Annotated in this window: 11 protein-coding genes; 2 read left to right on the plus strand and 9 right to left on the minus strand. The window is 74.9% G+C overall.

The annotated features are described in order from the left end of the window. Positions 1-67: 67 nt before the first annotated feature. Positions 68-517 (plus strand): DUF6299 family protein, encoded by a 450-nt coding sequence (locus tag ACFVS6_RS29520; RefSeq protein ID WP_389708550.1) that lies wholly within the window; start codon positions 68-70, stop codon positions 515-517. A 101-nt stretch (positions 518-618) separates the two neighbouring features. On the opposite strand, the gene ACFVS6_RS29525 is transcribed toward ACFVS6_RS29520, so the two are convergent. From ACFVS6_RS29525 to ACFVS6_RS29540, 4 genes are all read right to left on the minus strand, one after another. Further along, positions 619-786, minus strand: a complete 168-nt coding sequence (locus ACFVS6_RS29525; RefSeq protein ID WP_281207645.1) for a hypothetical protein — start codon at positions 784-786, stop codon at positions 619-621. Between the two features lie 94 nt (positions 787-880). Continuing rightward, the gene (locus tag ACFVS6_RS29530) at positions 881-2,968 is read right to left on the minus strand and encodes a SpoIIE family protein phosphatase (RefSeq protein ID WP_389708551.1); all 2,088 of its coding nucleotides are present in this window, start codon (positions 2,966-2,968) and stop codon (positions 881-883) included. Between the two features lie 386 nt (positions 2,969-3,354). Further along, on the minus strand, positions 3,355-4,614 hold the full coding sequence (locus ACFVS6_RS29535; protein WP_389708572.1) for an NAD(P)-binding domain-containing protein: 1,260 nt from the start codon (positions 4,612-4,614) through the stop codon (positions 3,355-3,357). Between the two features lie 73 nt (positions 4,615-4,687). After that, on the minus strand, positions 4,688-6,094 hold the full coding sequence (locus ACFVS6_RS29540; RefSeq protein ID WP_389708553.1) for an ATP-grasp domain-containing protein: 1,407 nt from the start codon (positions 6,092-6,094) through the stop codon (positions 4,688-4,690). A 294-nt stretch (positions 6,095-6,388) separates the two neighbouring features. Here ACFVS6_RS29540 and ACFVS6_RS29545 point away from each other — a divergent pair, with 294 nt between their 5' ends. After that, positions 6,389-7,900, plus strand: a complete 1,512-nt coding sequence (locus ACFVS6_RS29545) for a glycosyl hydrolase (protein WP_389708555.1) — start codon at positions 6,389-6,391, stop codon at positions 7,898-7,900. A gap of 41 nt (positions 7,901-7,941) precedes the next feature. On the opposite strand, the gene ACFVS6_RS29550 is transcribed toward ACFVS6_RS29545, so the two are convergent. The 5 genes from ACFVS6_RS29550 to murJ all read right to left on the minus strand — a co-directional run. Continuing rightward, the gene (locus ACFVS6_RS29550; RefSeq protein WP_389708557.1) at positions 7,942-9,084 is read right to left on the minus strand and encodes a GNAT family N-acetyltransferase; all 1,143 of its coding nucleotides are present in this window, start codon (positions 9,082-9,084) and stop codon (positions 7,942-7,944) included. Further along, positions 9,081-9,788 (minus strand): lipopolysaccharide biosynthesis protein, encoded by a 708-nt coding sequence (locus ACFVS6_RS29555; protein ID WP_389708559.1) that lies wholly within the window; start codon positions 9,786-9,788, stop codon positions 9,081-9,083. The genes ACFVS6_RS29550 and ACFVS6_RS29555 overlap by 4 nt, the downstream gene beginning before the upstream one ends. A gap of 75 nt (positions 9,789-9,863) precedes the next feature. Next, positions 9,864-11,090 carry a glycosyltransferase gene (locus tag ACFVS6_RS29560; protein ID WP_389708561.1) on the minus strand — a complete coding sequence of 409 codons (1,227 nt, stop codon included), beginning with the start codon at positions 11,088-11,090 and terminating at the stop codon, positions 9,864-9,866. Next, positions 11,087-11,863, minus strand: coding sequence for a polysaccharide deacetylase family protein (locus ACFVS6_RS29565; protein ID WP_389708563.1), 777 nt, complete (start codon positions 11,861-11,863; stop codon positions 11,087-11,089). Before ACFVS6_RS29565 ends, ACFVS6_RS29560 begins: the two co-directional genes overlap by 4 nt. Continuing rightward, positions 11,853-13,622: murein biosynthesis integral membrane protein MurJ (gene murJ, locus ACFVS6_RS29570; RefSeq protein ID WP_389708565.1), on the minus strand; the 1,770-nt coding region annotated here is incomplete at its 5' end. The genes murJ and ACFVS6_RS29565, both read right to left, overlap by 11 nt.

A 13,622-nucleotide genomic window follows, 5' to 3' on the forward strand; every position in this document is an offset into this window, starting at 1 on the left:
TGCCCGCCAACTGCCAGCACAATGCGTTCCGACGGAATACCGCCGCCCTCGTCCACCTGGAGGAAGAATGCGCACGACCGCCATCCGACTGGCCCTCACGGCCTGCTCCGCACTGGCCGCGACCACCGCACTGGCCGTTCCCGCGGAAGCCACCGTTTTCCATCAGGAGATTTCCGTACGGTCGGATGCCCACATCACCCCGGACGGCAGGATCACCCTTTCCGGGACCTACAGCTGCGAGGCCGCGTCACCCGTCGGGGCGGTTCAGGTCAAGGCGACCGTGATCCAGGAGGGCGTCCGGCTGACGATGGGCGCCGGCGACGCCGTCTGCGACGGCCACGAGCACCCGTGGCGGGTCGAGAGCAAGCCGGGCCGCACCTGGGGCGTGCACGAGGGCGCCGCCCGGGCCGTGGCCCAGCTCCAGGAGATCCACTTCGGCGGCGGGATGCTGCCCCGGGCCGTCGACACGGTCGCCGAGGACGCCCGGGACATCACGGTCCACGACCGGCGCCGCTAGGACCTGTCGTCAAACTCCCGTCTGCCTCGCGGGCGACAACGGGACTTCGACGACAGGCCCTGGGCCCCGCCGTCGTACGCCCCTCGGTCCGGTAGCCGCCGCTACCGGCACTCGGGCGCGACGCCCGTCATCGACATGAACGCCACCGTCTGGCACCCGGGGTCCGCGTGCGGACGCCCCGTCGTCCAGTCCACGACCGTGGGGACCCCGGCCACCAGCAGCAGCGCCGCCAGCAGGGCGGTGACCGCACCCCGGTTCAGGCGGCGCACAGCGCGTTCCGTCGCGAAGCCTTCAAAAGCGTCCGTTCCATGGCCGCATCATCACCCCGCACCCCACGCCCCACAACCCGGCGTAGGCATTCGGTCACCCTCCGCCGCGACGGACGCCGGCCACGTCGAACTCGCACCAGACGGCCTTGCCGTCCCCGCGGGACTCCACGCCCCAGTGGCTGGCCAGCGCGTCGACCAGCAGCAGACCGCGTCCGGTCGTGGCCGCCTCGCCCGGGCTGCGCCGCCGCGGCCACACGCTGGAGCGGTCCTTGACCCACAGCCGGATCCGCCGCACCGGCTCCGGCAGCACCTCCATGGTCAGCACCGCCCCGCCGTCGGTGTGCAGGAGGGCGTTGACGAGCAGCTCGCCCGCCGCGAGCTCCACGTCGTCGGCCAGCTCGGGCACGCCCCAGTCGCGCAGGGCCTGCCGCAGGGCGTAGCGGGCCTCGGAGAGCCCCTCCGGGTCGGCCTGGTGGACGTACTGGTGGATCCGGGGCGCCCGGTGGGTGCCCGGGTCGGGGGCGCGGCGCAGGACGAGCAGGGCCACGTCGTCGCCGGAGCCCCAGCGCTCCCACAGCCGGTCCGAGAGGTGGTCGGCGAGCGCCCCCGCCCCTTGCGGGCCGCTGCGCACCGCGTGGGCGAGGGCGTCCATGCCCTGGCTGATGTCCGTTCCGGGCTCCTCCACGAGCCCGTCCGTGCACAGCACGAGGGTTTCGCCGGGCACCAGGTCGAGGCGGGTCTCGGGGAACTCCTCCCGTTCGAAGAGGGAGGCCAGTCCGAGCGGCAGCCCGCCGCGCACGTTGGGCCAGCCGGTACGCCCGTCCGTGTGGCGGATCAGCGGGCCGATGTGGCCCGCGCGCACGGCCCGTACGCCACCGGTCTCCAGGTCCACCTGGGCGTACATGCAGGTGGCGAAGCGTTCGGTGTCCAGTTCGGCGAGGAAGCGGGAGGCGCGCGCCAGCACGGTGGAGGGCGAGTGCCCCTCGCCCGCGTAGGCGCGCAGCGCGATGCGCAGTTGCCCCATGATGGCGGCCGCGTGCGTGTCGTGGCCCTGTACGTCGCCGACGACGATGCCGACGCGGTCACGGGGCAGCGCGATCACGTCGTACCAGTCGCCGCCGACCTCCCGCCCGCTCCAGGCGGAGTGGTAGCGGACCGCGATCTCCCCGCCGGTGATCTCCGGGATCCGGCGCGGCAGCATGGCGGCCTGGAGGCCGGTGGCGAACTCCCGTTCCTGGTCGAAGAGCAGCGCCCGTTGGAGGGACTGGGCGACGATGCCGGCGAGGCCGAGGCACAGGTTGCGTTCCTCGGGGCTGAACTCGGTGCGCCGTCGGTAGAACAGCACGAGGCCGCCGATGGCCTGTGCCTGGGCGATCAGGGGGAGGTAGGCGGCGGCGGCGTAGCGGATGCGGCTCAGGTAGTCGGCCAGCAGGGGGAACTCGCCGGCCAGTTCGGCGAGGGAGGTGACGAAGCGCGCCGTGCGGGTGAGGACCGTCCGGGACAGCGGCAGGGATCCGTCCAGCCGGGTGAACTGCCGTTCGCTGAGGATCTCCAGCGTCTCCCCGCTCAACGCGATGATCTTGATGGCGCCGTTCTCGACGAGGCCCAGCGCCAGACCGTCGGCGCCGAGCCGCTCCAGGGCGCCCGCGCCGGTCAGGGCGGCCGTCACGTCGTCGACGGTCACCGCCCGCGACAGGGCCTCAGTGGTGCGCTGCACGATGGTGGCCTGCTGGGCCCGCGCCGTCTCCAGCTTCCGCAGCACGGTGGCGTGGGCCAGTTCGGCCGTGGCGTCCCGGACGATCCCCACGATCCGCAGGGGGCGGCCGTCCGCGTCGCGCAGCACCCGGCCCTGGGTGTGCGTCCACTGGTCGCGGCCGTCGCGCCGCCGCACGGTGAAGTAGGAGCCGTACGTCTCCCCGCCGCCGTCCAGGACCTCGATGACGGTGTCCGCCAGGCGGGCCGAGTCGTCGGCCGGGATCCTCAGCCCGAGGCCCTCCGGGGTGTCGTCGAACTCCTCCGGCTCCAGGTCGAAGACGGCCATGCCCGCCACGTCGAGCAGGAGCGTCCCGGTGCCCAGGTTCCACTCGAAGCTGCCCATGCCGTTCAGCGCGAGCCGTTCGCCCGGGCCTGTCAGGGGGCTCTCCCGGCCCTGCTCGGATCCGTCGCGCTCCGCCGCTGCCAAGAGACACACCACCTAACGGCCGGGCCAGCACGGCTGGGAGATCAACCGCTCCCATTCCTCGTCAGGATGCCCCGGGAGGGTGCGTCCGGCCTCCCGCCACCGCTTGACGAGGGAGAGGTAGATCGCGCACGGGTCGCCGGACGGGTACGCCCCGCCCCTGAGGCCCTGGGACCCGCCGGTCGGAGCCCCGTGAGCCGGGGCCCCGTAGGCGGGAGACCCGTACCCCGGGCCCCCGTACGCCGGAGCCCCGTAGGGACCGGGCGCGGCCGGTCTCGCCGGGGGCTGTTCGCCGCGGCTGGCGGGGATGCGCACCCAGCCACGGCCGCCCTGTGCTCGCTCCGCTCCCATCGCGGACCCCTCTCAGGTGGATCTCGGCGCAGTTACGTCTACGGATGCCCGGCGGCCGCCCGGTCGGCCCGGGCGCCGCCCGTGGAGCCGGGCAGCGGACCCCGGGCGCCGAGGCGCTTGCGGACTCCTCTCACCAGTCTCCCCGCCGTGAACCCCGCGCCGTGCACGAATCGCATGGAAGGGCCGAATGAGGGAGCGGTCAGCAGCCCCGCGAAGAACAGTCCGGGCCAGGACGACTCGAAGCCGGCGCTCAGCTCGGGGGTCCCGCCGTCCCCCACGGTCTCCAGCGCGGCCCGCAGCCGGGCGTCGAGGAGTTCCAGCCGGCGCAGGTCGGGGGCGAACCCGGTCGCCGCGACGACGTGCCCCGTGTCCAGTACGACTGCCTCCCCGGCCGCCGTGGTCAGCCCGAGCCGGGTCCGCCCGCCCACCGCGGTCGCGCTCTCCAGCCGGTGGCCCAGCAGCGCCGGCACCCGCCGCTCGAAGCGCTCCCGCAGCCACCAGGCCCCGGCGGGCCCCAGCGCCGTGGCCGCGATCCGCTCCCGCGTCGGAGCGGGCAGCCGTCGCACCGCCCAGGGCAGCTCCGACCACACCCAGCTGCGCCAGCCCGTGCCGAGGCCGCTGTGGGGTTCGCGCAGGGCCCGGGTCAGCGGCCGCTCCAAGGGCTGCGGAACGGTGTTCCAGTTCAGCCGGGCCCGCCGGGCCACCAGGGACGGCCGGGCCCCCGCCTCCGCGAGCAGCGCGGCGGTCTCCAGGGCGGCCTGCCCGGCCCCGAGGACGGTCACGTCGAGGCCGGCGAACCGCGCCAGGTCGCGGTGGTCGCTGCTGTGCGAGACGTGCCCGGGCGGCAGGTCCCGCAGGACCTCCGGGTACCGGGTGAAGGGCATCACCCCGACCGCCAGGGCCACGGTCCGGGCCAGGAGCGGGGGCCCCTCGGCGGTGCGGACCTGGAACCCCTCGCCCTGCGGGCTGACCTCGGTGACGGTCACCTCCTCCACCTCGGGCGCGGCCCGCCGGGCGAACCAGAGCCCGTACGCGCTGAAGGTGCCGATCGGCAGGGGGCTGCCGTGTTCGGCGGCCGTCCCGAGGCCCGCGCAGTACTCGCCCAGGGTGTGGCGTCCGCCGGGCGCGGAGAGGTTCGAGGACCAGGGCTCCGACTTGAGGAACATGCCGTCGGGCATGTGGTCCCGCCAGGAGGCCATGGGCCGCCCCAGCACCCGCACGCCGAGCCCGGCCGCCGCCGCGTGCGCGGCGATCGACAGCCCGTACGGTCCCGCGCCGACCACCACGAGGTCGTCCATCCGCGTCACGGCAGTTCCTCCGACTCGCTCGTCACCCATCCGACCCGGCCGCCCTCGGGGGCGGACCCTCCCGTCACCGGGTCACCAGCTCGTCCGGCTCCGTCGAGGCCTCGGGCGGGGCCGGCCGGGACGCCTCCGGGGGCTGCGCCCGCTGCCGGGGGGCCCGGACGACCGCGCGGGCCGTGCGCCGACCCTGCCGGGGGACGCCCCGCAGCGCGCGGGCCCCCTTGCCGAGGCCCCGGCCGAGGAAGGCGCCGAGCATCGCCAGGAACGGGCCGAGGTCGTCGGCGGCGAACCAGGCCGGCTCCGTCCGCCCCCGCTCCCCCTTCGGCGCCGGCCGCGACGGTCCGGGCCCCGGCGCGCCGCGACCGCGTACGGGACCCGCCGCGCGGGGCGCCGCCGCGGGCGGCACGTCCGACCGGCCCTCGGGGCGTCGCCCGCCCGGCAGCAACGGCTCCGGGGCCGCGCCGGCCGCTTCCGCGGCTCCGCCCGCAACACCGCTCGGGGCCGTGCCGCCTGACGGAGCGGAACCGGAGCCCGCCCGCCGCCTCGGCAGCGAGCGTCCCCGTACGGCCGCGAGCAGCGCGTAGTTCTCCGCGACGAAGATCCGGCCCGGGCCGCCCACGGGCTCCGGCACCCGTTGCCCCGTCAGGTCCAGGTACATCGCCTGGACCACGTCGAGCCCGCAGTCGTCGGTGAACAGCCTGAACTGGGCTCCGGGGCGCGGGTTGAAGTCCACGAGCCGGAAGCAGCCCCGCTCGTCCCGCCGGAAGTCGAGGTCGAGGATGCCCTGGTAGCCGAGCCGGTCGGCGAGCCGCAGCCCGGCCTCCTCGACCGCCGGGTCCGGCAGCCAGCGACCCACGGCCGTCAGCCCCGTGCGCACCGGCCAGGACAGCTCCTTGCGGCCCGACCCGGCGAGGAGCGGGTGCCCGCCCCGGGCGAAGGCGCCGTGGAAGAACCAGTCGGTGTCCGGGCCGGCCGGCAGGAACCGCTGGAGCAGCAGCCGGCTCCCGGCCTCCGCGGAACGCTCGTAGAGCCCCCGCGCCTCGGCGGTGGTGTGCACGAGGGTGGTGCTGCGCAGCCCGGTGCCCGCGGGCAGCAGCCACGGTCGGCTCCACTTGGCGATCACCGGCAGGCCGAGCCGCCAGGTGGCCTCCGCCGCCTCCGCCCCGCTCGCCGGGATCACGGTCTCCGGGTGCGGGACGTCCCAGCGCGCGCACAGCCGCGACAGCTCCGCCTTGTCGGCCACCCGCGCGGGCAGGTTGTCGGGCTGATGGGGAATCCGGAAACGGTCCGTCAGCACCGGCGCCAACCGCGACACCGCGATGGCGCTCAGGTCGTCCATGGCGACGAGCACGGCCGGCCGGCCGATCCGCTCCGACACCCGTACGAGGCACTCCCGCAACGCGTCGGGCGCCTCGGGGTCCAGCCCCCCGTCCGGCCCGGGGTGGACGGCGCGCAGGTAGCGCGAACGCCCCATGGGCCCTCCCCCGGCCTCGACGACGGCATGGACCTCCACGCCCTTGCGCCCCAGGGATCTGACGGCGCCGAGGGTTCCGTGGTGGAACGGATTCCGATCGAGTCTGAGCAGAACTGCGGGCACATGGTTGGCGAACGCGTGCATGGAAACGGTGTCTTTCACCTAGTCGGACCAAGCGGGATGGATGCGCACCTGCGAATGGCCTACGCAGCGGCCATCGGACAGGCCATTCGTCAGATCTGATGCCTAACGTCTTTGGTAAGCACACCGGTTCAGGAAAGCTCGGGAGACGCCATGCCCAGACCACGACACCGACTGGTGAGCACCTGCATCGGTACGGTCACGGCCGGACTGCTCGCCACGGGAGCCGCGCTGTCGGCCCCCGACGAGGAATCGTCGCGGAGCTCCGACGTCGCCATGGGCGCGTATCTCGACTTCGGGCCGCCCGGAGTGGCCCGGATCCCGTCCCTGTCGCGCTGGCTGGGCGGCAAGGAGATCCGGGTCGGGCACACCTATCTGCCCGGCGACGTGTGGGGCGGCATCGAGGGCAACGTCGGCTTCCTCGCGGACTGGGCGGCCTGGCGCAAGGCCCAGGACGACCGGCTGTTCGTCCTGAACGTGCCCATGCAGGCGCGCAACGAGAGCCGGATCCCCGACCGCCAGGTGGCCCAGCTGATCAGGGCGGGCGCCAACGGGGAGTACGACCAGCACTTCCGGAAGCTGGCCGAACGGCTGGTCACGCTGGGCGTCCCGGACACGGTGATCGTGCTGGGCTGGGAGATGAACGGCACCACCTACACCCACCGCTGCGGGCCCGACCCGCAGAACTGGAAGGCGTACTGGAAGCGCATCGTCAACACGATGCGCGCCGTGCCCGGTCAGGAGTTCAAGTTCGATTTCGCCCCCAACCGGGGCACGGACGCCATCGGCTGGACCAAGTGCTACCCGGGCGACGACTGGGTCGACATCATCGGCATGGATTCGTACGACCAGGCTCCCGGCCGGAACTTCGACGAGCAGATCACCCAGCCGTACGGGCTCCAGCAGCACGTCGACTTCGCGAAGGCACACGGCAAGGAGATCTCGTACCCGGAGTGGGGCCTGTTCCGCAACGGGGACAACCCGGAGTACGTGCGGCGGATGCTGAAGTGGATCGAGCAGCACAAGCCGCTCTACCACACCATCACCGACTACTGCCCGCACGGCGTGTGGCAGTGCAAGGCGAATCCGGAGTCCTCCCGGGTGTTCCGCGAGGCACTGACGCCGGACCTGCCCGGCCCGGTCATCCCGACGCCGGTCGTCCCGACGCCGGTGGTCCCGACCCCCGCGATTCCCACCCCGGTGGTCCCGACCCCGCAGATCCCCACACCGGCGATCCCCACGCCGGCCGTCCCCACACCCACCGTCCCCTCGCCCCAGGTGCCCCTTCCGGTGCCGAGCCCCGAGGTGCCGACCCCGGTCCCGGGCCCCGTCGACCCCACCCCGGTCGAGCCCACCCCCGTGGTCCCGAAGCCGGACGTCTCCGTGCCGCCGGTGCTCCCCCCGGTGCCCTCGCCGCAGGTCCCGGTACCGCCCGTGTTCCCGCCGGTGCCCTCCCCCGAGGTCTCCGTACCCGTACCGCCGAAGCCGACGCCGACACCCGGCCCGCTGGTGCCCAAGCCGCAGCCGCCCAAGCCGCAGCCCAACAACAGCAGCCAGTGGTGCGTACCGCTCAACTTCGGCGAGTGGCTGTCCAAGCTGGTCGGCAACCAGGCCGTCTGCTTCAACCTCAACTGGGGCAAGGACTCCTACGTCTGGCCCTTCTAGCCCCCGCCCCCGCCCCCCGCGCGGCGAGCGCACCGGCACGGTCACCGGACCCGCAGTTCGTTGATCCGTGCCCGCCAGTCCCGTGCGGCCGGCAGCGCCTCCCGCAGCGCGTCCACCGCCCGCTCGCGCCCCGTCACCTGCGACTCGTGCAGTCGCAGCAGGGGCGCGAGCGCGGCCGTGGCCATCAGGAACCGCTGGTTGACCACCGTTTCGGGGCGCCAGTGGTTCTTGTACGGCTCGCTGCCGCGCAGGAAGCTCACCACGGGCCGGCCGTCGGCGAGCGCCCGCCCGGTCTCGTAGCGCAGCAGCAGCGTCGCCACGTCGACCTTGCGGTCGCGCAGGTCCGGATCGGCGCCGTACAGGTAGCCGCCGCTCAGTCCGGCGGACAGCAGCGTGACGTTCGCCGCCACCACCTTCCCGTCCAGCCGGAACTCGGTCAGCCGGCCCTCCCCGGCCCGCACCATCCGTCGGGTGGCCCGGGTCAGGTGCTCGGCGAACCGCGGCCTGAGGTGCTCGGGCGTCACCCCGCGCCCCCGCCACTGCTTCTCGTGCAACCGCAGCAGGGTCCGTACGGCCTGCGGCACCTCCGGCTCGGTAACCTCGTGCTCCTCGATGCCGGCGGCGTCGGTCTTGCGGAGCTTGGCGCGCACCCGTTGGGCGCCGGAGGACGGCATCCGCTTCACCAGTTCGTCGAAGGGCAGCGCGGGCAGCTCCATGCAGGTGGAGTCGGCCAGCTTGCTGCGCACCCCGGGCCACGCCTCGTACAGCGCCTCGGCGGCGGCCCCCGGCCGCACCTCGCGCAGGTCGACGACCGCGCTGCGGGCGGCCCGGTGCAGCCCGCGGGCCAGCGCCGGTACGACCTGCTCGGCCTGCTCGGCGGCCACCAGGACGTCCGAGTGGTCGGTGATCCCGCCGCCGAGCGCCACCAGGCGCGGCAGCGGCCGGTGCACGAGCATCAGCGCGGCCGCCCCGACCAGCTCGTCCCCGCGCCGCACGAGGACGGTCCGCAGCCGGCCCTCCTTGCCGTACGACAGCCACCACGAGTGCAGCCAGGCGTGGCTCTGGAAGGGGGTGGCGGTGGGGCAGCCGCGGAAGAGCCGGTTCCACTGCTCTTCCAGGGCGGCGAACTGCCGGGGGTCGCGGCACAGCGTCACCGACAGGGCCCCGGCGGAGCCCTGGTTCATCGCGCGGGCTCCTTCTCCTTGGTCTCGGTGTGGTCGCCCTGCGCGGGCAGGGAGGCGTACTCCTCGACGGCCGGCTGCGTCCCCGCGCCGTCCGCGCGCCGTACGGGGCGGCCGGGCCTGGCGGGCCGGGCCAGCAGCCACAGGCCGCCCAGCAGCCCGCCCGCGCACAGCCCGACGGCGCCGCTGATGGCCGCGGACGGCGAGGCCGGGTCGGTGGGGGCGACGGCCTGGTTGAACAGGAGCAGCTGCACACCGGTGTTCTTCGCGGCCTGGTTGCTGCTCAGCGACAGCGCGTCGGCGACGGCGTTGGCGATGTCGGCGGCCTCGGCGGGGCTCGTGGACGTCCCGGTGATGGCGATCATCGGGGACTCGGGGGAGGTCTCCGCGCGCACCTGGGTCCGCAGCCGCTTGGCGTCGATGCCGGCGCGCGGCTGCGCGTAGGCGAGGGTGGAGCTGCTGGTGGCGATGCGGGCGTAGGCCTGGGAGAAGCCGAGCGCGGTCGCCGGTTCGGTGGTGTCGTCGGGCACGGCGACGACGTAGCTGGTGGCGGCGTACTCGGGCGCCTTGAGGACCCCGTACGCCCCGCCCGCGGCCATGCCGAGCAGGGCGCAGGCGGGCAACGGCCACCACGCGGGCGGGCGCAGGGCGCGCCGCTTCTTCTCCGAGCGGTGGTCGGACTTCTTCTGGTCGGCGGTGTCGGCCATGTGCGGTGCTCGCTTCCTGGGGGAGGGGGTTCGACGGCCCCGGCCGTTCCCCCGGCCGGGGTGGTGGATTCGGGGTCAGCCGTTGCCCGCCGGCGCGGAGCCCGGCGTGACCGGATCCCGTCCCACCGGGGTGGAGGGCGCGGGCAGCGGCGCGGTCGGCGTCCCGCCGGGCACCGGGGCGGCGAGCGCGAGGGCGTAGACGTCGAGGAGGCGGCTCGCGCTGCCGGCGATGTCGTAGCGGCGCACCACGGGCGGTGGCGGAAGCCGGCGGGCGCCGGCCTCCATGTGTCCGCGCAGCGCCGCGACCAGTTCCTCGGTGCCGGGCCCGATGCGGCGCGCGCCCGGCGCCTGGGTGGCGGGCAGGTCGTCGATGGCGGGACAGGTGACGTGCAGGACGGGCAGTCCGGCGGCCAGGGCCTCGACCACGGCGAGCCCGAACGCCTCCTCCCGCGAGGGGGACACGAAGACGTCCATGGCGGCCAGCAGGGCGGGGATGCCGGGGGTGCGCCCGTCGGCGCTGTCGCCCAGCGGGTCCCGCTCCCCGAGCAGGTGGATCCGGCTCTGGGCGCCGAGTTCGGCGGCGAGGGTGCGCAGCGCGGCCCGCTCGGGCCCGTCCCCGGCGAGCAGCAGGTGCGCGCCGGGGAGCGCGGCGACGGCCCGTACGAGGACGTCGAACCGCTTGCCCGGGACCAGCCGGCCGACCCCGCCGACGACGAAGGCCCGTTCGGGCAGTCCGGTGCGGGCCCGGGTGGCCCGCCGGACGCCCTCGTCGAAGCGGAAGCGGACGGCTTCGATGCCGTTCGGTACGACGTGGATGCGCGGCGCCGGCACGCCCCACCCCTCCAGCCGGGCGGCGACCGTGTCCGAGACGGCGACGGTGGCCGCGCCGAGCCGTTCGCTGGCCAAGTAGAGGGCCCGGACGCCGCCGGACAGCGGCCGGCCCTCGATCTCGGCCTCGCCGAGGGAGTGTTCGGTGGCCACGGTGGCTCCGACGCCCGCGAGTCGGGCGGCGACGCGGCCGTAGACGCAGGCCCGGTACAGGTGGGTGTGGACCAGGTCGTAGCGGCCGCGTCGGATGAACTTCACCAGCCGGGGCAGGGCGCCCAGGTCCCGGTTCCCGTTCATCCCGAGGTTCACGACGCGGACCCCGTCGGCGCGCAGGCCGTCGGCGACCGGGCCGGGGTTGGTGAGCGTCAGCACGTCGCAGGGCATGGGCATGTGCCGCAGCAGCAGGCGCAGTTGCTGTTCGGCCCCGCCGACGCCGAGCCCGGTGATGATGTGCAGTGCCTTGACCGTGCTCACGGGAGCACCACCCGGCGCAGCTCGCCCAGCCGGTGGCGGAGCTGCTTGATCCGCAGCCGGGCCGCCCCGTCGGCCTGGCTGACGTGGGTGCGCGGCATGGCGTGCGGGCCGGCGAGCCGCCCGGGGGCGATGCCGCAGCCGTAGGCGTAGCCGGCGTCCCGGGTCGCGGCGGTGACGCGGGCGTCGAGGTGTCCGTAGGGGTGGCAGAACCCCTCGGGGAGGGTGCCGGTCAGCTCGCGCAGCAGGTCGCGGCTGCCCCGCAGTTCCTGCTGGAGGACGTCGTCGGGGGCGGCGGTGAGGTCCTGGTGGAGCAGTCCGTGCGAGCCGATCTCCATTCCGGCGGCGGCTACTTCGCGGATGCCCTCGGCGGTGAGCAGCGCCTTGCGCGGGCCGAGCGGGTCCCAGACGTTGTCGACGCCGAGCCGGCCGGGGAGCACGAACAGGGTGGCGGTGCAGTCGTGGCGGCGCAGCAGGGGCAGGGCCGAGACCAGGAAGTCGGTGTACCCGTCGTCGAAGGTCAGTCCGACCAGCCCCCGGCCGCGCCCGGCCGCGCGGGCCCGCAGCAGTTCGCCGACGGACACCCCGCGCAACCGGCGGGCGCGCAGCCACAGCAGCTGGGCCTCCAGGGCGGCGGGGGTGACGGTGATGCCGTACGGGTCCTCGGCGGGGTCGGTGAACTCGGCGACCGAGTGGTACATCAGGACCCACGGTGCGGCGGTGCGGCGGGCGGAACGCACCGCGGCGGCGGGCGCCGTGTCGGTGTCAGCGGACATTGCGGAACCTCTGGGTGAGCTGGGAGGTGAGCTGGGCGAGCTGGGCGGGGAGGACGGTGACCTCAAGGGCCCGTATGGCCATGCCGGTCGCCCCGAACATGGCCGGGACCAGGAGGCAGCCGAGGGCGGCGCTGAGGAGCGGGTCGGGGATCATCGGCCCGGCGAGCCAGCCGGTGCCGCAGGCGGCGACGGCGGCGACCGCGAGCCGGCCGATGCTGATGGCGACCCGGCGGACCTGGATGGCGACGATCCGGGAGCCGAGTCCGGTGAGCAGCAGGGCCGCGGTGGTGGAGATGCCGGCGGCGTTGGCGGCGGCGATGCCGTAGGTGCCCCACCAGCCGACGGCGAAGGCTCCGGCGACGACGTTGACGAGCAGCCCGGCGCCCATCGCGAGCGCCGGGAACCAGGTGGGCCGGGCGGTCGAGAAGAAGGGCCGGGACAGGGCTCCGACGAGGCAGTGGCCGAGCAGGCCGAGGCCGTAGACCCGCATGACGGAGGCGGTGGCGAGGGTGTCCTGGTGGGTGAAGGCGCCGCGTTCGAAGAGGACCTGGATGATCTGCGGGGCGTACCCGATGACGAGGGCGGTGCCCATCAGCACGGCGAGGGAGGCCAGGGCGAGGTCCCGTTCCACCCGGCGCCGGGCCTTGTCCCGCTCCCCGCCGGCCATGGCCTGGGCGACGACGGGGAAGGTGACGGTGCAGATCATCAGGGACAGCACCATCGGCATCTGCGCGACCTTCTGCGCGTAGTTGAGGTGCGAGATGGCGCCCGGGGGCAGGGAGGCGGCGAGGAACCGTTCGACGAGGACCTGGGACTGCCGGAACACGGCGAAGAAGATGACGGGCGCGATGACGCCGAAGGCGATGAGGGTGGGCCGGTCCCGGTCGCGCTGGCTGCGCGGGGCGGACTTGGCCCGGCGCGGTCCGAAGCCCACGTTGCGGATGAAGGCGGGCAGTTGGACGAGGACCATCAGCAGCCCGCCGACCGCGACCCCGGCGGCGGCGGCCCGGACCCCCCACACGGCGTGCAGGGCGACCATCACGGCGATGATCCCGACGTTGTACGAGACGTAGATCGCGGCGGGCGGCAGGAAGGAGCGGTGGGCGCGCAGGGCGGCGCTGAAGTACCCGGCGATGCCGAAGGAGACCACGGTGAGCGCGGTCAGTCGGGTGCATTCGACGGCCAGTCCGGGGTCGGGCAGTCCGGGCGCGAGCGCCCCGACGACGAGCGGCGCGGCCACGACGAGGACGGAGGCCACGGCCGCGAGGAGCACCAGGAGCCTGGGCAGGGTCGCTCCGACGAGGAGCCGTACGGGGTCCTGCGCGCGGGCCTCCAGCCGGGTCAGGCCGGCCCGGCCGGCCGCCCTGCGGGCCAGGGCGTGGCTGAAGGCGGGCACCATGAGCAGGGCCATGGCGTCCTCGATGAGCAGCGTCGAGGCCATTTCGGGCACGGTCCAGGCGATCAGGAAGGCGTCGCTGTCGTGTCCGGCGCCGAAGAGGTGCGCGATGGTCTGGTCGCGCACGAGCCCGAGGACGGCCCCGGCCGCGGTGAGCCCGGCGGTGACCGCGGCGGCCTTGGCCAGGAACCGGCCGAGCGGCGCGGCCGCGGGCGGCCCGCTTCCGGAGGAGCCCGATCCGGATCCTCCGCCGCGCCCTCCCCCGGTGGCCGCCGCTCCCCCGGAACCGCCCGCGCCGCGGTCCGTGCGGGCCGCGCCCGCGCCGGCCGCACGGGCGGCGGTCGCCGTGCGGGAGCCGCCCGC

Source organism: Streptomyces sp. NPDC057939, from assembly GCF_042887545.1.
Lineage (GTDB): Bacteria > Actinomycetota > Actinomycetes > Streptomycetales > Streptomycetaceae > Streptomyces.

Coding starts and splice junctions, on each gene's coding strand:
- ACFVS6_RS29555 (WP_389708559.1), bottom strand. CDS start 9,788: ATGGCCGACACCGCCGACCAGAAGAAGTCCGACCACCGCTCGGAGAAG.
- ACFVS6_RS29565 (WP_389708563.1), bottom strand. CDS start 11,863: ATGTCCGCTGACACCGACACGGCGCCCGCCGCCGCGGTGCGTTCCGCC.
- ACFVS6_RS29550 (WP_389708557.1), bottom strand. CDS start 9,084: ATGAACCAGGGCTCCGCCGGGGCCCTGTCGGTGACGCTGTGCCGCGAC.
- ACFVS6_RS29520 (WP_389708550.1), top strand. CDS start 68: ATGCGCACGACCGCCATCCGACTGGCCCTCACGGCCTGCTCCGCACTG.
- ACFVS6_RS29540 (WP_389708553.1), bottom strand. CDS start 6,094: ATGGGGCGTTCGCGCTACCTGCGCGCCGTCCACCCCGGGCCGGACGGG.
- ACFVS6_RS29535 (WP_389708572.1), bottom strand. CDS start 4,614: ATGGACGACCTCGTGGTGGTCGGCGCGGGACCGTACGGGCTGTCGATC.
- ACFVS6_RS29545 (WP_389708555.1), top strand. CDS start 6,389: ATGCCCAGACCACGACACCGACTGGTGAGCACCTGCATCGGTACGGTC.